A 19,431-nucleotide genomic window follows, 5' to 3' on the forward strand; every position below is an offset into this window, starting at 1 on the left:
ATGCAGCCCGGTCCGAGTCTCCTCCGGCAGATCTCTGTTCGCCTGGTCGCGGCGGCGGTGCTCGTCTCGTTGATCGAGATCATCGGCGTGCTCGCGATCTACGCGAGCAACCGACCCAAGCTCGCCGCGGAGCTGGTCACGACGGAAGCCGACCGCGTCTTCGACGCACTGACGAGCGATGATCCCCATCGAAGCCTCGCGCAGCTCGCTGCGCCTCGCGGCGCCGATGACTGGACGTTCACGGTTCACGACAGCAGCCGCAAGCTGATCTTCGAGCGCGCGCCGAAGAGTCCGAATCTCTTCCAGCCCCTGCCCGCGCCCATCGATCACGAATGGACGCGCCTCGAGCGCGAGAGTGGCCCGGTGATCGTCTCGGGCGCGCGTCACCTTCCCAACAACGCGTGGGTCACGATGACGGTGAGCGGCGAGTCGCTGCCGCTCTTCGGATTGGTGTTCGTCCGCGAAGCGTACGCGCACGTGATCGTGCCCGTCGCGCCCGTCACGATTCTGCTGCTGGTGCTGAATGTTTATATCGTCCGACGGATGCTGGCGCCGCTCGAGGCATCCGCCGCCGAAGTCGATGCGCTCGACCCATCGCGGATGGAGACGCGCCTGTCCGTGCCTGCGACGCCCAGAGAAGTTCGGGCGCTGGTCCTCGCGATGAATCGCGCTTTGGATCGGCTCGAGCAGGCGATGCACACGCTGGAATCTTTCACAGCGGACGCCGCTCATGAGATGCGCACGCCGCTGTCGATTCTGAAGCTACGCGTCGAGGCGCTCGAGGCGGGTCCTGCGAAGGATGCGCTGCGCGAGGATGTGTCGGCGATGACGCGGCTCGTGAATCAGATGCTCGATCTGGCGCAGGCCGACACGCTCGATTCGCAGATCACGCAAACCGTGGATCTCGCGACGCTCGCGCGCGATGGGGTCGAACGCATGCTGCCCGTCGCGGTCGCGCGCGGATGTGACATCGCCCTCATCGATCACGGCGGCGGCACGGTGAAAGGTCATGCCGAAGCGCTCGCGCGCGTGCTCGCGAACCTGATCGACAACGCCATCGCCCACTCGCCACGGGATCGCAGCATCGACGTCATCGTCGGCCCCGGCACGCGGCTGGTGGTTCGCGACCGCGGTCCGGGCTTCTCGCCAGAGAACGCGGAGCTCTTGTTTCGACGATTCTGGCGCGGCGCCGCGCCCGGCCGCGCGGGCGCAGGCCTGGGACTTGCCATCGCGCAAAGCATCCTCGCCCGACACGGCGCCACGATCGCGGCCGACAACGCGCCCGACGGCGGCGCCGTCTTCACCATTGAATGGACCACAGAGAGCGTTTCATGAGAACTGCGGCGGTGCCGGCAATGATCGCGGCACTGGGATTGCCGATGTGCGTCGAGGCCGCCGAGTCGCCGGATGGCGAGCCGGCGCTGCTGCTCGATGCGGCGTACACGGGCGAAGTCTGGCGCAACGTGAGCGGTGGCGTGCGTCAGGACGGCACCTATCTCGATAACATCGACCTCATCGCGACCCTCGATGCCGAGCGCGCCTGGGGCTGGACGGGCACAACCTTCGCCGTCTCGGGACTGCACAACAATCGCCCGACGCTGTCGGATCGCATCGTCGGCGATATTCAAACCGTCAGTAACATCGATACGGACGGAGCGACGCGGTTATATGAGGCGTGGGTGGAACGCGCGTTCGAGGCAGGCGCGATCAAGCTCGGCCTGATCGATCTCAACAGCGAGCTCGATGTGAACGAAACCGGCGCGCTGTTCATCAACAGCTCGCATGGCATCGGCCCGGATTTCAGTCAGGTCGGCGAGAACGGTCCCTCGATCTTTCCCATCACGGGCCTGGGCGGAGTGATGCGCTGGGATTACAGCGAGCGCGTGCAAGTGCGCCTCGGCGCGTTCGAAGGCACGGTCGGCGATCCCACGCATCCTCGACGCACGACCCTCGATCTGCAAAGCGGTGAAGGCACGCTCTTGGTGGGCGAAGTCACACTGCGCCCCATCGACGCCAATCGCACCCTCCTCGGCGTGTGGCGTCACACCGGACGATCGACCGACTTCGCCAATGAAGAAGTGCTGCGACGAACCGAATCGTTGGGCGTCTATGCGCTCACCGAGGGAACCTTGATGGAGCGCGGCGAAGGCTCGCTTTCGGGCTTTCTTCGCGTGGGCTTCGCGGACTCCGATGTGCATCAGATCTCCCGCTACCTCGGCGCAGGTCTCGTCTGGTCGGCGCCGATGCTCGCGAGTGCCGACTACGAGGAGCAACTCGGCCTCGCGGTGGCCAGCGTCACCAATGGCGATGCGTTCCGCCGCGCTCAAGCGGATCTGGGCCTCGCCTACGAGCGGCACGAGACCGCGATCGAGCTGACCTATCGAGTGCAAGCTTTGTCATGGCTCGCGCTGCAGCCGGACCTGCAATACATCATCAATCCCGGCACGGATCCTGCGCTCGATGACGCCTGGGTCGTGGGCCTGCGCTTCGAGCTCACCTGGAGCAACGAGCCGGGCTGAAGCTACTGCAGATATTTGACGATCAGGTGCGTGGCCTCATCGACGAGCCTGCCCGCGACCTCCTCCGAGAGCATCTCCGATCGATGCAGGACCGCGTTGTGAGTCAGCGCCTCGATCGAGGTCACGCACACATAAGCCGCCATATCGAGATCGAGGTTGCGAAGCTCGTCGCGATGCGAGTCGAGATAGCGTTTGAAGAGCGTGTAGAACTCGCGATTGAAGACGTCGATGTTCTCAAGACGCCCGGTGCGCGGCAGCTGCTCCGCGAGCACCCGATGGAGCTTGGGATCGACGCGATGCGCCTCGATCGCGACTGCGACGAGCCTGCGCACCGCCTTCGGAATCGGTAGCGAGGCCACTTCCGCCAGCGCGTCGCGCGCGATCTGCATCAGCTCCTCCTGGTGACGAGCGATGACCGCGACCACGAGCGATTCCTTGCTCGGAAAATATTGGTAGAGCGAGCCGACGCTCACCCCCGCCGCCTCGGCGATCCGATTGGTGCTGGCCTTATCGAAGCCTTCCCGGACCAGGATGCGCGCGGTCGCTTCGATGAGCGCGTCGACCGTCGCGCGGGATCTGTCCTGGGAGGCGTGCTTGCGAGGCTTGGTCAGAGGTTTGCGAGCCATGGCTCGCATTATAGATCAGGCGGTGGCGGCGCTTTCCGCCTGACGCTTGCGGGCGCGCTCCTCGACGCGTCGACGGTCCAGATACATCATCCAGCCGGTGATCATGAAGAGCGGCAGCGCAAGGCTCGAGAGCATCAGCAGCAGCGAACCCACGACGCCGAAGTACGCGCCTTTGTGAATGGAGAGCATGCTCGCGAGCAGCCGGGCGCCGGTCTGCTTCTGCGCATAGCGCTCGTGCGAGAGCACCTGCGAATTCGTCGGGTCGATCTTGACCGTATTGAACGCCGTGACGTGGGGCGCATCGGCCATCAGATATTGAATCCGCAGCGGCTCTTCGTCCTCTTTCGGAAAGCGCACGGCGATCTGGCCGTGAGATTCCGAGGCGGTGGCCTGCTCGAATGACGCCCACACCTTGGCGATGTCCGGCGCCACCAGAAGCTTGCCCTTCATGTTTTCTTCGGCGACGGGCGGCACACCGGCGAGCCGCTCGAGAATGTCGCCGTACCACCCGTAGGCGAAATACAAACCGGTCAGCGCGGAGAGTAACAACAGCGGCAGCACATACGTGCCGATGACGGCGTGCAATGAGTAGAGAAAGCCGCGCCCGCGCAGCTTACGATCGATCACGAACCAGGCTCGCCAGTTGGTCGTGCGCCTGGGCCAACGCAAGTACAGGCCCGTCGCGACCATCGCGATCAAACAGATCGCCGCGATGTCGACGACGCGGCGGCCGACATACTCACCGGCCAGTCGATCGGTGATCAGGCCGCGATGCACTTCTTCGATGAGCTCGAAGAATTTTTCACCCCGCGCGCCGCCGGCGAGCCAGTCGCCCGTGTAGGGATTCAAGTAGCGCACGATCTCGCCCGGGCCCGACAGAAACAGCACCCGCACGGCCCCGTCCGCCTCGCCCGGCACCGTCACCGTGCGCACGCGCGCGCCCATGCGCTGCGCTTCGGCTTGCGTGCGATCGAGTAGCGCCGGCATGGTCAGGCGCTCGGCCTTCACGGCGACCGTGCGCGTGTCCGCGTTCAACGCCGCGAGGATGGGATCCTGAAACGACATCATCGCGCCGGTGAAGCCCATGATCGCGAGCAAGACACCGACGGTGATGCCGACCAGCCAGTGGGCCTGGAACCAGAACCTGCTTTTAGCCATGCGCTTGGAGAGAGGGACGATAAAGACGGACGGCGGGGAGCCTAGCCGGTTCTGCCTGACGGAGACCTGACACGGGCCGTGGATTTCGGCTGAAAAATCGCAGACGCGGACTGAAGCAGTCTCGCGCCTACAGCATTGTTCGCTTCAAGAACGCAACTGTAAGGAATTGTGCCCCCTCCGTGGAGGGGCGCGAGCCCGCCCCGCGAGCGCGTACAGTCCGGTCCGTTCACACAACGGATTGAACTGGCCACGGAGAGAACCATGCTCAAACGTTCAGGGGGGACTGCCCGGCTCGGGCGCTGGCTGGCGGCGAGCGGCGCTTTGTTTCTAGCCTCGATGCTCGCGCCCGCGGTGCAGGCGGCGCCATCGTTCGTCGCTTTCGAAAGCGGTCAGGTCCGGCCGCTCGCCTTGTCATCCGACGGTAGCAGGCTGTTCGCCGTCAACACACCGAACAACACGCTGGTCATCTATAACGTCACGCCCGCCGGCATTTTCAAGCATGCCGAGGTGTCGGTCGGCCTCGAGCCCGTCGCCGTCGCCATCCGCAACAGCAATGAAGTGTGGGTGGTGAATCATCTTTCCGACAGCGTCAGCGTCGTCAGTTTGTCGGGCACGCCCCGGGTCACACGAACGTTGCTCGTGGGCGATGAGCCGCGTGACATCGTCTTCGCCGGCAGCACCGGCCGTGCGTTCATCACGACCGCGCATCGCGGCCAGCACCGCACCGATCCGTCCATCGCGTCGGTCTCCGGCGCCGGCGATCCGCAGCTCACGACGCCTGGTGTCGGCCGCGCCGACGTGTGGGTGTTCGATCCGGCGAATCTCGGCACGAGCTTCGGCGGCACCCCGCTCAAGATCATGACGTTCTTCAGCGATACGCCACGCGCGCTCGCCGTGAGTCCCGATCGCAAGACCGTCTATACCGCGGCCTTCAAGTCCGGCAATCAAACGACGACGGTGTTCGAGCTGATGGTCTGCGACGGCTTCGATCCGAACACGCCGTGCACGTTCGCCGGCAACACCCTGCCCGGCGGCAATCCGGGCCCGATGACGAACTTCGAAGGCAAGCGCGCCCCGGAGACCGGCTTGATCGTGAAGTTCAACCGCGCCAGCGGCCATTGGGAGGACGAGCTGGGCCGCAACTGGGATGCGGCGGTTCGTTTCCAATTGCCCGACCAGGATGTGTTCTCGATCGACGCCAACGCGCTCACGCAGAAGGCCTCGTTCTCGCACGTCGGCACGACGCTCTTCAACATGGCGACCAACCCGCGCACGGGCAAGTTATATATCTCCAATACCGAAGCCATCAACAACGTGCGCTTCGAAGGCCCGGGCGTGGTCGGCGGCTCGACGGTGCAAGGCCGGCTCGCCGAGACTCGCATCACCGTGATCTCCGGCACGACCGTCGCCTCCCGGCATCTGAACAAGCACATCGACTACGATCTGCTGGCGCACGATCCGGGCTTCGATCCGACCGTGAAGAATCACAGCTTGTCCACGCCCTTGGAAATGGCCGTCAGCCGCGATGGCCGCAAGCTCTACGTCGCGGCGTTCGGCTCGAGCAAAGTCGGTGTGTTCGACACGGCGGCGCTGGAAGCGAACACGTTCAATCCCGTCAGCTCGAGCCCGAATTACATCACCGTGAGCGGTGGCGGTCCGAGCGGGCTTGCGCTCGATGAAAGCCGCAATCGGCTGTATGTGATGACGCGCTTCGACAACGCGGTGAAGGTCATCAACCTGTCGACCAAGGCGGAAATCGCCGCCCTGCCGCTGTTCAACCCCGAGCCCGTGCAGGTCGTGACCGGCCGGCCGCTGCTGTACGACGCCGTCGATATGTCCGCCAATGGCGAGGCGGCGTGCGCGAGCTGTCACATCTTCGGCGACAACGACGAGCTGGCCTGGGACCTCGGCAATCCCGATGATCTCGTGACCAGCAATCCCATTCCGATCCGCCTGGGCTTCGCGGCGCTCAACACGCAACCGCGCATCAACGGCACGGGCGTCGTGACCGACTTCCATCCGATGAAGGGACCGATGACGACGCAGACGCTGCGCGGCATGCGTCATCACGGCGCCATGCACTGGCGCGGCGATCGCTCGCACGGCTTCTTCGGCACCGATGCGTTCGATCCGGAGCTGTCGTTCAACAACTTCGTGGTGGCCTTCGATGGATTGATCGGCCGCTCGACGCTGCCGGATCTCAACACCATGCAGCGCTTCACCAACTTCCAGCTCGAGGTGCAGTTGCCGCCGAACCCGGTGCGCAATCTGGATAACTCATTCACGGCGGCTCAACAGCGCGGTCGCGATTTCTATCTCGGCTCCCGTCGATCCGACGGCGCACCGCCCGCCGCGGGTCCCGGCACAGGCTTCACGTGCGAGGGCTGTCATCGCCTGGATGCCTCGCAGGGCTTCTTCGGCACCGACGGTCAGGCGAGCTTCGAAGGATTGCCGCAGATCGTGAAGATTCCTCACCTGCGCAATGCCTATACGAAGGTCGGCATGTTCGGCTTCCCGGGCATGCCGTTCTTCACGACGCCCGACACCGGCAACACCGGCAATCAGATTCGTGGCTTCGGCTATCTGCACGACGGCTCGATCGACACGGTGTTCCATTTCCTCTCGGCGGTGCTGTTCGCGCCGACGCCGGAAGTGGGCTTCCCGGCGGCGACCTACGAGCAAACCCGACGTGACATGGAGCAGTTCATGCTCGCGTTCGATTCCGACATCGCGCCCATCGTCGGGCAGCAGATCACCTTGACCAAGACCAACGCCGCGGCGGTGGGACCGCGCATCGATCTGTTACAGGCCCGAGCGGCCGCGCCGTTTACCTCGAAGACGCTCGGCGGCGCCGTCACCGAATGTGACCTGGTCGCGAAGCTCACCCTCGCGGGCACGCCGCGTGGCTTCCTCTACAACGCGGCTTCCGATTCCTTCGTGCACTCGGGCAGCGGCATCGACGTACCCGATGCGTTGTTCCGCGCGCTGGCGCTGATCTCCGGACAGGAAATCACATTCACCTGCGTGCCTCCGGGCTCGGGTGCACGCATCGCTGCCGTTCCTTAAAGCCCGTTCCCACAAAAACCAAGTGCTGCAGACGTTTCGACAGGTCGCCGTCATCCCACTCTGACGGCGACCTTTTTCTTGTTCGGTCTGTCAACGCGCCGGCAGCGAGGGCGGCCGCCCATCGACGAGCCGCAGCTCCTGCGCCCGAAACACCGCTTCCATGCGGGTGCTCACACCGAGCTTCGCGAACACGTTCTTCAGGTGCCACTTCGTGGTCAGCAGCGTGATGTTGCTTCGCTCGCTGATGTCCTTGTTGGTCAGGCCCAGCGATACGAGCTTCAGCAGATCGAGCTCGCGCTGGGTCAGTAGCGGCGTCGGCTCGGCCGGCGGATGGCTCTCGTAGGGATCGAAGGCCAGCACATCGCGAAAGCGCTTGAAGTACTCGGCCGGGGGCAGGTTCGGCACGCGCGACATCTTGATCGCGGTCGCAAACATCTTTGGCAGACCGAACACATCGTCGAACACCGCCCGGCTGAAGCCTCGGTGCCCGGTAAGCGTCAGGGCACGATTCATCCAGCGAAACGCCGCGTCTTCCTCGTGCGCCTGCCAGCTGCAGGTCGCAAGCGCCGCCTCGAGCCGCACCCGGCCGTAGACATCGCCCGCCACCTCCGCGCGCTCACATAGCCGCTGCAGCTCACTCGCCGCCGTATCGAACAGCCCGCGATGAATCAGGATCGCGACTCGCGATAAAGCAAACTCTTCCCACTGCGGCTCGGCGGTATTGCTTGCATCGACATGGAATGACTGTCCGCAGTCGGCAAGCACCCGCAACGCGCGCAGCGGCTGCTCCTGCAACAGCCACAGGCGGACCTTCTCGAAGCAGACCCGCGCCAACAGCCGCTGGCAGTTGCTGGCCTCGAGCACGCTGTGCAGATAGTCCAGCAACCTGAGCGCATCGCCGTACTTCCCCGATGCGCACTTGAGCCTCGCGGCGACCACATGCGCCACGGTGAGGTTCTCCAAGGACGGCGCCATCGAGAGCAGCGGCAAGACTTCACTGCATAGCGCTTCGGCCTGTTGCAGTCGATTGTGATGATAATGAACCGATGCCGCGGCGGTGGTGGCCGTCACCCAGATCGGATTGCGTCGCCCGCCTCGGGTGCGCGCATACAGATCCATGCAACCCTCCGCGGCTTCTCTCGCGTGCCCCTCGGCCCGATCGATCAATATCAGCACGACGGCGGCTTGCGCCAACGCATAGAGGTGCGGCGTTCCCTGCAACAGCTCCTTGCCTCGCAGCGCCAGTCGACGCGCGGCATCGAACTGCTTATCGACCAGCAATTGATAGGCCGCGACGTTGAACAGATTGGTGGTGAGATAAGGATCCTCGGGCACGCTCAGCGCCTCCACGTCCGGCACGACGAACTGCACCCCGGCGTCGGTCATGATCTCCAGCATCAATTGCAGCGGCGGCAACGCGCGTCGCTCCGACTCATCACGCGCCAGTTGCCCCGCGAGGCGCAGCTCCTGACGCGCCCGATCGAAATGTCGCAGAAAGATCAGGCTCATCAGGTGCGCATCGCGGATCACCGGGCAGCTCATGATCTCCGTCAGCGTCAGTCGTCCGGACCATTGCAGGACTTCGGGGAACTCACCGGTGCGCAACCACACCGGCACACAGCGCGTGAGCACGTGCAGCGACCACGGACGATCCGCCGTCGCGAACGCATGCTGTAAGGCTTCGCCCGGTCGCTCGTGCTCGATGAACCATTCACTGCAGACTCGATGCAGCTGCGCGATGCGCGCCGATCCGAGCTTCTTCAGCTGCGCGAGCAGGAACTCCCGATACAACCTGTGATAGCGAAACCACTGATGCGAGCCGTCGAGCGCGCGCACGAAGAGCTGCAACTGCTCGAGCTCATCCAGATATCGCGTGGCTGCATCGTCCTTGAGCAACGCCACCGCAAGCTCGCCGCAGAATTGCTCGGGAATGCAGGTCGCGAGCAGGAGCTCACGCAATCGATCCGGCACCTCCTGCCAGGCCTCGGCCTTCAGATAGGCGCCGATGTCGTGATTGAGTCCGTCGACCCGCTCGCCGCTCTCGAGCAGCGTGAGCTTCACGCCCGCGATCCAACCTTCCGTCCGCTGACAGCATTCGGTCGCATCCCGCAGCGATAGCGGGGTGGCGCGAAGGAGCATCGACAGCTCGCAGATCTGCTCGGGGCGAAACGCGAGGTCTGCGGCGTCGAGCACCGTCAACGCATCGTCGAGCTTCAGTCGCTGCAGATCGAATCGCGGCACGCGCCGCGTCGCGAGGATCCAGCGCACGCTCGGGGATGACTGCAAGATCAAGGACAGCAGGACCCGCTCGCCCTCGGGGCAATCGAACCATTGCAGGTCATCGATGACGATGACCAACGATTCGTCGAGCGCTGCGAGCTGATCGCGAAGGGTATCGGCGATATGCTCGGCCGAGCACTGCGTGCAGGCGCTCGCGCCGACGAAGCGCACGATCGATGTATCGAGCGCCCGATCGATGCTGGCCGCGAGACACGCAAAAAAATGCACCGGCTCGCAATCGCGTCGTTCGCATAGCAGCCAGGCGACGCGTCGATCCGGCCCGAGCGGGCCGTGCCACTGAGTGAGGAGCGATGTCTTTCCGGCGCCGGGCGGCGCGAGCAGGAGTACGAGCTTGCCGCCTCTTTCGATGCGGGCTTGCAAGGCGATGCGGGGAATGAGTGCTGGAGTACTGCGTGGCGGGCTGAGCTTGGCCGAGTGCGTGGCCATGCCGACGATCTGCGCCATGTCGCGGTTCCGTGCCGTGCGCATAGGTCCCCATGCAATCGTTGCGATGGACGAGCCACCACAACAACCGATGCGGCGGCGATCGATCGGAGGAATCTACGAGTCTGCTGACAAAGGTGTCAATGCGCATGCAGCACCGCCGCAGCTCCGCTTATGACAGCATTTCTGACAGCGCGGTAAGGTTCATCCCCTTGCAATTCAAAATCTTGCAATCACATAGACGCCAGTTCGCCCGGCCGCTGTAGAATGCCGGGCAAGGCGCGTCGGCCTGCAACTCGCGGGACGGAACGCGGTCCAACTGGACGACATTCCGGAGGAGTTCGAAAGTCATGGCCTCTTACCCAAGCACAGTCGCAAGTACCCGCGGCTCGGCGCTCGCGACCAACAAGGTTCTGCGCAACACCTATCTGTTGCTGGCGGCCACGCTCGGCTTCAGCGCGCTGACCGCAGGCGCCGCGATGATGCTCAATGTGGCTCCGCTGAATCCGTGGATCACGCTGATCGTCTACTTCGGCCTGCTGTTCGGCGTCTCGAAGACCGAGAACAGCTCCATGGGTCTGCTGTTCATTTTCCTGTTGACCGGCTTCCTGGGCTTCACGCTCGGCCCCATCGTCAACGTCTATCTGAAGTTCCTGCCGAACGGCGCGCAAGTCGTGACCACGGCGCTCGGCATCACGGCCGCGACGTTCGTGGGCCTCTCAGCCTATGCGATCAAGAGCGAGAAGGACTTCAGCTTCATGGGTGGCTTCCTGACGGTGGGCATCATCGGCGCCTTCCTGTTGGGCCTGGTCGCGATGATCTTCCAGCTCTCGACGCTGTCGCTGGTGGTCTCCGGCGTGTTCGTGGTCGCGATGGCCGGCCTGATGCTCTATCAGACCAGCGCCATCATCCACGGCGGCGAGACGAACTACATCCGCGCGACGCTGACGCTGTACGTGAGCATCTACAACATGTTCATGAGCCTGCTGCACCTGTTGGGCGCGGCCTCGAGCGACGACTGATCGCATCGTCAAGGTCTGAAACGACAAAGGGCGCTGCCACAAGCAGCGCCCTTTTTGTTTGAGCCATGGAACATCCGCGGTTACGAGCCGCGGATCGTCGGCAAGTAGTCTCTAAAGCATCTTCACCTTGTCACGGTAATAGGCGCGGTGGATTTCGATGTCCTTCGTCGCTACGTAGTAGTTGGTCAGTGCGAGGCGCTCATGGCCCTCTTTGATCGGGATCCCGGTGTGGATCGCCGAGGTGTCGAACAGGACCAGCGTGCCGGCCTTGGCGCGGATGGCGTGATAGCCCAAGCGCTCGCCAGCATCTTTCAAGCGGGTCGGGTCTTTCACGCCCCACAGCGCCATGCGCAAGGTGTCGATGAAGATCCGCCCATTGCCGCTCGAGCGCTTGACCAGGGCGAACGGCCCATCCGCGTCCGTGACATCGGTCAGATAGATCAGGGCCTTCAATTCTCGCCGGAAGCTATCGCGGTGCCACTCACCGCCGCTGCCATAACCGCCACGGTAAGTCACGTGGTTAGCCATGCAGTAGAACAGTGTTTCCGCTCCGCCCGCGTACATCTCCGCAAGCCGCAGAAGAAGCGGGTCTTTCGCGAATTCGTGCGCATACGGGGAAAGTTTCTCAACGCCGACGATGCGAGTGTCTTCCAGCTGGGGCGTCGTGACGCTGCGGTCAGCCATGTGCTTCAGGACATCGGCGCGCGCGCGCTCGCACCACTCCGCGGATTTGTATCCGTCGAGGACCGTAAAGCCCTCCCGCCGTATCGTCGAGTAGATGCTGTACTGCTGCTCCTCTTTACCGAGGTCTGACTTGCTAAACCACCGTCGCTGGCGCAGGAAGAAGTAGGCGGATCTCGACAAGTACTTCAGAGAGTTCAGCATAGCGGAACATCTTACAACAGCAGGCTATCTCTGCAGCTCGTTATGGACGCCGAATCACATCCACGCCGCCCATGTACGGCTTCAACGCCTCGGGCACCTTGATGCTGCCATCCGGCTCCTGATAGTTCTCGAGCACCGCGACGAGCGCGCGGCCGGCGGCGACGCCTGAGCCGTTCAGCGTGTGCAGCGGCTCGGGCTTGCCGGTCTCGGGATTGCGCCAGCGCGCCTGCATGCGCCGCGCCTGGAAGGCCTCGAAGTTCGAGCAGGAAGAAATCTCGCGATACGCATCCTGACCGGGCAGCCACACTTCGAGATCGTAGGTCTTGGCCGAGCCGAAGCCGATGTCGCCGGAGCACAGCGCCATCACGCGATAGGGAAGATTCAGCCGCTTCAGCACTTCCTCGGCATTGCGTGTCAGCGTCTCGTGCTCGGCGTAGGAATCCTGCGGCTTCGACAGGTGCACCAGCTCCACCTTCTCGAACTGATGCTGACGAATCATGCCGCGCGTGTCCTTGCCATAGGAACCCGCTTCGGACCGGAAGCACGGCGTGTGCGCCACGTAACGAATCGGCAGCTCGTTCGCTTCGATGATGGTGTCACGAGCCAGATTGGTGACCGGCACTTCGGCGGTCGGGATCAGATACAGACCGGACTCGCCCTTGATGCCGAACAGATCCGCTTCGAACTTCGGCAGCTGTCCGGTGCCCGTGAGCGACTGCGCGTTCACCAGATAAGGAACATACGTTTCGCGGTAGCCATGCTCGCCGGTGTGCAGATCCAGCATGAACTGAATCAGCGCACGATGCAGGCGCGCCAGGGGGCCGGTGAGCACGGAGAAGCGCGCGCCGGAGATCTTGCCGGCGGCGGCGAAATCCATCTGGCCGAGCTTCTCGCCGAGCTCGACGTGATCGAGCGGCTTATAAGCAAACTTGCGCGGCTCGCCCCACCGACGAACTTCGAGGTTGGCGGTCTCATCGGCGCCGACCGGCACGCTCTCGTGCAGCATGTTCGGCAGGCCGAGCGTGATCTTCTCGAGCTCCGCCTGCACCTTGGCGAACTCCGCTTCGGCCGCGGTGAGCTCATCTCCAAGCGTCGCGACCTGCTTCAGCAGCGGCGCGATGTCCTGTCCCTGCGCTTTTGCCTTGCCGACGCTCTTGGCGTGGACATTCTTCTCGTTGCGCAGCTCATCCGCCCGCACCTGCCATTTCTTGCGCGACTCCTCGAGCGAGCTCAGCTGAGCCACATCGAGCTTGAAACCGCGTTTCGCGAGGTTCGCGGCAACGGCGTCGGGGTCGGAGCGGAGGAGTTTTGGGTCTAGCATGACAGGTAGGGTGCTACTGAATGGGTAGCAGTCTACCACTTGGATATTCGCCGGGCCGCCGCCTATTTCTTGCGCCGGGCCAGCGCCTCGGCAATCTTGATTTCCATGCCGCGGGAAACCGGGTTGTAGTACTGACGCGGCTCGATCCCATCGGGAAAGTAGTTCTCCCCGGCCGCGTAGGCATCCGGCTCGTCGTGCGCGTAGCGATAGTCCTTGCCGTAGCCCAGCGACTTCATCAGCTTGGTCGGCGCATTGCGTAGATGCAGCGGCACATCGAGCGAGCCCAAGGTTTTGGCATCCTGCATGGCCTCGCCGAACGCCTTGTACACGGCGTTACTCTTCGCCGCGCAGGCCAGAAACACGACCGCCTGCGCGATCGCAAGCTCCCCTTCCGGCGAGCCGAGCCGTTCGAACACCTCGCAGGCTTCCAGCGCCAGCGTATGGCCACGAGGATCGGCAAGCCCGATGTCCTCCGAAGCCATCCGCAGCACGCGGCGCGCGATGTATCGAGGATCGCAGCCGCCATCGAGCATCCGGCACAGCCAGTACAGCGCCGCGTCCGGATCGCTGCCGCGCACCGATTTATGCAACGCCGAGATCTGGTCGTAGAACGCCTCGCCCTGCTTGTCGAAACGTCGCAAGCCACCGGAGGCCACTTCATTCGCGATGGCTTCCGTGATGACGGGCGGTGTCGCGTCGGCGGCCAGATCGATCGCAAGCTCGAGCATGTTGAGCGAGCGACGCGCGTCGCCGTCGGCCGCCTTCGCCATCAGTTCGAGCGCGCGATCTTCTGCCGTGACCGTGCCCGCTTGCTTCGCGAGCGCCCGATCCAGCACCTGCCGGATATCGGCCTCGGTCAACGAGCGCAGCACATAAACGCGCGCTCGTGACAGCAACGCGTTATTCAATTCAAACGAAGGATTCTCGGTGGTCGCGCCGACGAACACGAATGTTCCATCTTCGACCCACGGTAGAAAGGCATCCTGCTGGGCCTTGTTGAAACGATGCACCTCATCCAGAAACAGCACCGTGCGACGGCCGGCGCGGCGCGCCTCCGTCGCCTGTTCGGCCGCGGCGCGAATGTCTTTGACGCCCGCCATCACCGCCGAAAGCGCGATGAACTGCGCATCGCACTGTTGAGCGACGAGGCGTGCGAGCGTGGTTTTGCCCGTGCCGGGCGGTCCCCACAAAATCATCGAATGCAGATGGCCGCCTTCGAGCATGCGCCGCAGCGGCTTGCCGGGGCCGAACAGATGCGTCTGTCCGATATATTCATCGAGCGATGCCGGACGCATGCGATCCGCGAGCGGTCGCGCATCGACGGCTTCCTCGAATGGCAGGTTCACGACTTCTGCGTCCCGGTCACAAGCGATGCCACCAGAGCCTCCACGCGCTGCGCCCAGCCGCCGAGCCACCACCAGCACAGCATCAGGCCCGCGAGCACTCCGGTGCAATTCGCGAACACATCGAGTATGTCGGCGTGGCGCCCATAACTCATGGCTCCCTGGGCGAATTCGATCAACACGCCCATAGCGCCCAGGCCGAGGGCAATGATCCAGTACCGCGCACGCGGGTAAATGCCCGCGAACCACGTCGAGAGCAACAGATAAGCGATGAAGTGCTCGCTCTTGTCGCTCAGGTTCGGCGGCTGCGGCAGCTGTTGGATGGGCATCAGGCACACCAGGATGGCCAGCCCAACGGCCAGCCAGCCGAGGGCGAGCCACAGCCTCGGAAATCGCAATGTCAACATGGACCTCAGTTCCTGGATGTATCGCCGATCACGTCGGCGCCAGGCGGTACGGTAAAGGTGAATCGTGACGGATCGAGGGCAGGATTCCGTTCCAATTGTGAAAACTCGAGGTTCGTGGTCTGGCCGAGCTTGTCGGCCAGCTGCATGAACTTGAGCGCATTGCCCTCGAAGCCGAGGCGTACCCATTTGAAATCCGTATCGTCGCGCTTGGGTTGCATGCGCACCCAAAATACTGCGCCCTCTTGCGAGCTCTGCGTGACGCTGAAGTTGTCCTGCAGATTGCCCTGACCACTGAGCAGCATGGCCGGCGTCGCCGACAGCGTGTCATCGAGCTTGCGCACGGTGACCTGCTCCAGATCCGCGTCGTACAGCCAGATGCGCGAGCCATCGGCGACGATGACCTGCTCGTTCGGCTCGCGATAATCCCAGCGGAACCGATCCGGACGGCGAATCGCGAGCGTGCCGTTCGCTTCCTCGACGGTGAGCCCATTGCGATCCGTGAGCGTTTGCTTGAACTGCGCTTGTAACGATTGCAGCCCTTGCAGAAAGCTCTCGACCTTCTGCTGACCGGCGGCGGCGTCGGAGGCCGCGTGCGTCAGGCAAGCAACCATCGTGAGCAGCAATGCGGCGGCGAGGTTCAAAAAGCGCATCGATCGCCCTACTCTTCGGCCGGCGGCGGCGCCAGCACTTCGCGCGAGCCATTGGATTGCAGCGGACCGACGAGGCCAGCCGCCTCCATGGTCTCGATCATGCGCGCGGCGCGGTTGTAGCCGATCTTCAGACGCCGCTGCACGCCCGAGATCGAGGCCTTGCGCGATTCGACCACGATCTTCACGGCCTGATCGTACAAAGGATCTTGCTCGCCATCGGAACCCTCGCCACCTTCGCCTCCTTCGTCGTCCTCTCCCTTCAGACCAGGAATCGGCGTGGAAGGTCCCCTCAGGATCTCATCCACATACGACGGCGGCGATGCGCCCTTCAGGCTGCCGACGACGCGATGGACTTCGGAGTCGGACACGAACGCACCATGCACGCGCACCGGCACCGACGTACCCGGCTGCAGGAACAACATGTCGCCGTGACCGAGCAGCGCCTCGGCGCCCATCTGGTCGAGAATGGTGCGCGAGTCCACCTTCGCCGACACCTGGAACGCGATACGCGTCGGAATGTTTGCTTTGATGAGGCCCGTGATCACGTCCACCGACGGCCGTTGAGTCGCGAGAATCAGGTGGATGCCCGAGGCACGCGCCTTCTGCGCCAGACGTGCGATCAGCTCTTCGACCTTCTTGCCGACGATCATCATCATGTCGGCCAACTCATCGACGATGACCACGATGAACGGCAAGGGCTCGAGGAATGGCACTTCCTTCGGATCGCCTTCCGGACCCAGCATCTTCATCAAGAGCGGATCGCGGATCGGCTCCTTCGCCTCCTGCGATTCCTTGATCTTGCGATTGAAGCCCGCGAGGTTTCGCACGCCGAGCGCGGCCATCAATTGATAGCGACGCTCCATCTCGGCCACGCACCAGCGCAGCGCGTTGGCCGCTTCCTTCATGTCGGTCACGACCGGCGCCAACAGATGCGGAATGCCCTCGTACACCGACAATTCCAGCATCTTCGGATCGATCATGATCAGGCGCACGTGCTCGGCCGAGGCCTTGTAGAGCAGCGAGAGCACCATCGCGTTGACCGCGGTCGATTTACCGGAGCCCGTCGTACCGCCGACCAGCAAGTGCGGCATGCGGGCGAGATCCGCGCAGACCGGACCGCCACTGATGTCCTTGCCCAGCACCAGCGCGAGCGGCGACGCCATGTCATCGTAAGCCTTGGACTTGATGATCTCGCCCAACGTCACGATCTCGCGCTTCTCGTTGGGAATTTCCAAGCCCACGGTCGATTTGCCGGGGATGACTTCGACAACGCGCACGCTGATCGCAGACAGCGCACGCGCGAGGTCCTTCGCGAGATTGCTGATCTGGCTGACCTTCACGCCGGTGCCGAGATTCAGCTCGAAGCGCGTGATCACAGGTCCCGGATTCACCGCGACCACTTCGGCTTCCACCCCGAAATCGCGCAGCTTGATCTCGACCAGGCGTGACATGGCCTCGAGCGCTTCGGCCGAATAGCCCTGCTGGCGCGGCGGCGCATCGTCGAGCAGAGACAGCGGCGGCAGTTCCTTCGACTGCGGCGCCTCGAACAGCGCCACCTGGCGCTCCTTCTCGACGCGCTCGCTCTTCTCGACCTTGGGCGCGACCGGTTCGATCTTCGGCGGCGGACGGGCGGCGACGCGCTTCTTCTCTTCGCGAATGACTTCGCTGCGCGCTTCCTTCACCTCGCGGCCCTGTTTGATCTCACGCGCGGTGGAGAGCCTGCCCGAGAGCCATTCGAACGCCCGCAGCGTCGCGCGGCCAACCACGTCCATGACCTGAATCCACGAATGACCGATGAACAGCGACACGCCCGCGAGCCACAAGGCGAGCAGCATGAGCGTCGCGCCAAGGAAGCTCAGCCCCGAGTCGAGCCCGTGCCCGACCAGTGAGCCAAGCACGCCGCCGGCCGAATCCGGATAGCTCGCAATGGTGAAATGCAGGCTCGCAAGCCCGCAGCTGGTCGCGAGCGTCAGCAGAAAGCCCAAGCCGCGAAACGCGAGCGTCGCGCGCGATTGAGCGTCGTCTTGGCTGCGATCCCGATACAGCAGCCAGCCGGCGAACCCGATCATCACCGGGAACAGGAACGCGGGCGCGCCGAACAGCAGCACCAGCAGGCCCGCCAGGTGCGCGCCCAACGGACCGATGATGTTCGCGATCGGCCCCGGCTCGCCGGTCGTCGCGAACGATGGATCGTGGCGGTCGTAGGTCGCGAGCGCGGCCAGCACGATCAGTGCGAGCGCGCCGAACACCCACAGCGCACCCTCGCGCAACGAGCGCACGACGGTGGACCCCAACTCGAATCCCTTGCGAGCCTCAGCCCTACTGGCCAAATCGATTCACCCCAACCAATTGCATAAGAAAAGCTTCGTAAACCACTGATATCGAATATACATTAACTCGGGCCTGGCCGGTTGAGCCAAACCCTGAACGTACAGCATGGGCGGACCGGCGGGCGTTGTCCGTCGATGACCGGCATCGAGCCCGTCTATTTGGCGGCCGCAGGGTGCATTACATACCATTGCGCCCCTTGACCGGCCTGTGGGGCGGGCGGACTTCGCGGATGAACCGCGCGGCGTTGCTATTCGCGGCCGTCGCCCTCACAGATTGTCAGAACTCTCGCGTCGACGCTTTAAGGATCGTGAAGGTGAATCATACATGAGCACTCCCCGCCACTCCCGGTTGATCATTCTGGGGTCGGGCCCCGCAGGCTATGCAGCCGCCGTCTATGCCGCGCGCGCCAATCGCAAGCCGCTGCTGCTGACCGGCCTCGAGGAAGGCGGCCAGCTCATGACCACCACGGAGGTCGACAACTGGCCGGGCGATCCGCACGGCCTCACCGGACCCAAGCTGATGGAGCGCATGCGCGAGCACGCCGAGCGGTTCAACACCGAAGTCGTGAACGACCACATCAATAGCGTCGATCTCTCGCAGCGTCCGTTCCGGCTCGAGGGCGATCGTGGCGCCTACACCTGCGATGCCCTGATCATCGCGACCGGCGCGACCGCGAAGTACCTGGGACTCGAGTCCGAGCAGAATTTCCGGGGCCGCGGCGTGTCCGCGTGCGCGACCTGCGACGGCTTCTTCTTCAAGAACCAGAAAGTCGCGGTCATCGGCGGCGGCAATACCGCGGTCGAAGAAGCGTTGTATCTATCGAACATCGCCTCGCACGTCACGCTGGTCCATCGACGCGACAAGCTGCGCTCGGAAAAAATTCTTCAGGATCATCTGTTCGAACGCGAGAAGGCCGGCAAGGTTTCGATCGTGTGGAATCACCATGTCGATGAAGTGCTCGGCGACGACAGTGGCGTCACCGGCGTGCGCATCGCGCCTGTCGCGGGCGGCCCGAAGCGGGACCTCGAAGTCACCGGCATGTTCGTCGCGGTCGGCCACGCACCGAACACGCAGCTCTTCGAAGGGCAGCTCGAAATGAAGGGCGGCTATCTGATCGTGAAGTCCGGCATCACCGGCAACGCGACCCAGACGAGCGTGCCCGGCGTGTTCGCCGCAGGCGACGTCGCCGATCATGTCTATCGCCAGGCCATCACCTCCGCCGGCACCGGCTGCATGGCGGCGCTCGACGCCGACAAGTATCTCGACCAGATCGATGCAGCCAAACTCAAGGCTTGAGGTGGCACGCGCTGAAGCCATCGAGCGCCTCGTTCGCAATGAGGCGTTCGGTGGCTCGATCGTGAGCGTAAGCGCCGACGCGC

The 19,431-nt window shown here is 63.8% G+C and carries 14 protein-coding genes; 5 read left to right on the forward strand and 9 right to left on the reverse strand.

Annotated features, from left to right (window positions below; genetic code table 11):
- Both GYH35_RS00235 and GYH35_RS00240 read left to right on the forward strand, forming a co-directional pair.
- A complete protein-coding gene (locus tag GYH35_RS00235; RefSeq protein WP_161827341.1) occupies positions 1 to 1,335 on the forward strand; it encodes a sensor histidine kinase in 1,335 nt (444 codons plus the stop codon).
- Positions 1,332 to 2,519, forward strand: a complete 1,188-nt coding sequence (locus GYH35_RS00240; protein ID WP_161827342.1) for a carbohydrate porin — start codon at positions 1,332 to 1,334, stop codon at positions 2,517 to 2,519. Before GYH35_RS00235 ends, GYH35_RS00240 begins: the two co-directional genes overlap by 4 nt.
- A 2-nt stretch (positions 2,520 to 2,521) precedes the next feature.
- Here GYH35_RS00240 and GYH35_RS00245 read toward each other — a convergent pair whose 3' ends face one another.
- Positions 2,522 to 3,145 (reverse strand): TetR/AcrR family transcriptional regulator, encoded by a 624-nt coding sequence (locus tag GYH35_RS00245; protein ID WP_161827343.1) that lies wholly within the window; start codon positions 3,143 to 3,145, stop codon positions 2,522 to 2,524.
- 15 nt (positions 3,146 to 3,160) lie between these two features.
- On the reverse strand, positions 3,161 to 4,303 hold the full coding sequence (locus GYH35_RS00250) for a PepSY-associated TM helix domain-containing protein (RefSeq protein WP_161827344.1): 1,143 nt from the start codon (positions 4,301 to 4,303) through the stop codon (positions 3,161 to 3,163).
- Between the two features lie 261 nt (positions 4,304 to 4,564).
- Here GYH35_RS00250 and GYH35_RS00255 point away from each other — a divergent pair, with 261 nt between their 5' ends.
- The gene (locus tag GYH35_RS00255; RefSeq protein ID WP_161827345.1) at positions 4,565 to 7,369 is read left to right on the forward strand and encodes a YncE family protein; all 2,805 of its coding nucleotides are present in this window, start codon (positions 4,565 to 4,567) and stop codon (positions 7,367 to 7,369) included.
- 90 nt (positions 7,370 to 7,459) lie between these two features.
- Here GYH35_RS00255 and GYH35_RS00260 read toward each other — a convergent pair whose 3' ends face one another.
- Positions 7,460 to 10,114, reverse strand: a complete 2,655-nt coding sequence (locus GYH35_RS00260) for a LuxR C-terminal-related transcriptional regulator (protein ID WP_161827346.1) — start codon at positions 10,112 to 10,114, stop codon at positions 7,460 to 7,462.
- Between the two features lie 329 nt (positions 10,115 to 10,443).
- On the opposite strand from GYH35_RS00260, the gene GYH35_RS00265 reads away from it, so the two are divergent.
- Positions 10,444 to 11,115 (forward strand): Bax inhibitor-1/YccA family protein, encoded by a 672-nt coding sequence (locus tag GYH35_RS00265; RefSeq protein WP_161814210.1) that lies wholly within the window; start codon positions 10,444 to 10,446, stop codon positions 11,113 to 11,115.
- Positions 11,116 to 11,226: 111 nt separating this feature from the next.
- On the opposite strand, the gene GYH35_RS00270 is transcribed toward GYH35_RS00265, so the two are convergent.
- From GYH35_RS00270 to GYH35_RS00295, 6 genes are all read right to left on the reverse strand, one after another.
- Positions 11,227 to 12,000: a phytanoyl-CoA dioxygenase family protein gene (locus GYH35_RS00270; protein ID WP_161827347.1), complete on the reverse strand. Its 774-nt coding sequence runs from the start codon at positions 11,998 to 12,000 to the stop codon at positions 11,227 to 11,229.
- 40 nt (positions 12,001 to 12,040) lie between these two features.
- The gene (serS, locus tag GYH35_RS00275) at positions 12,041 to 13,321 is read right to left on the reverse strand and encodes a serine--tRNA ligase (protein WP_161814208.1); all 1,281 of its coding nucleotides are present in this window, start codon (positions 13,319 to 13,321) and stop codon (positions 12,041 to 12,043) included.
- Between the two features lie 62 nt (positions 13,322 to 13,383).
- Positions 13,384 to 14,616, reverse strand: coding sequence for a replication-associated recombination protein A (locus GYH35_RS00280; RefSeq protein WP_161814304.1), 1,233 nt, complete (start codon positions 14,614 to 14,616; stop codon positions 13,384 to 13,386).
- A gap of 47 nt (positions 14,617 to 14,663) precedes the next feature.
- Complete coding sequence (locus GYH35_RS00285) at positions 14,664 to 15,071, reverse strand: VanZ family protein (protein ID WP_161814207.1); 408 nt, start codon at positions 15,069 to 15,071, stop codon at positions 14,664 to 14,666.
- A gap of 5 nt (positions 15,072 to 15,076) precedes the next feature.
- A complete protein-coding gene (gene lolA / locus GYH35_RS00290; protein ID WP_161814206.1) occupies positions 15,077 to 15,721 on the reverse strand; it encodes an outer membrane lipoprotein chaperone LolA in 645 nt (214 codons plus the stop codon).
- A gap of 8 nt (positions 15,722 to 15,729) precedes the next feature.
- Positions 15,730 to 18,051 (reverse strand): DNA translocase FtsK, encoded by a 2,322-nt coding sequence (locus GYH35_RS00295; RefSeq protein WP_280178321.1) that lies wholly within the window; start codon positions 18,049 to 18,051, stop codon positions 15,730 to 15,732.
- Positions 18,052 to 18,376: 325 nt separating this feature from the next.
- Here GYH35_RS00295 and trxB point away from each other — a divergent pair, with 325 nt between their 5' ends.
- Positions 18,377 to 19,348, forward strand: coding sequence for a thioredoxin-disulfide reductase (trxB, locus tag GYH35_RS00300; protein WP_161814205.1), 972 nt, complete (start codon positions 18,377 to 18,379; stop codon positions 19,346 to 19,348).
- Positions 19,349 to 19,431: the final 83 nt, after the last annotated feature.

This window comes from Steroidobacter agaridevorans (assembly GCF_009932555.1).
Taxonomy (GTDB): domain Bacteria; phylum Pseudomonadota; class Gammaproteobacteria; order Steroidobacterales; family Steroidobacteraceae; genus Steroidobacter; species Steroidobacter agaridevorans.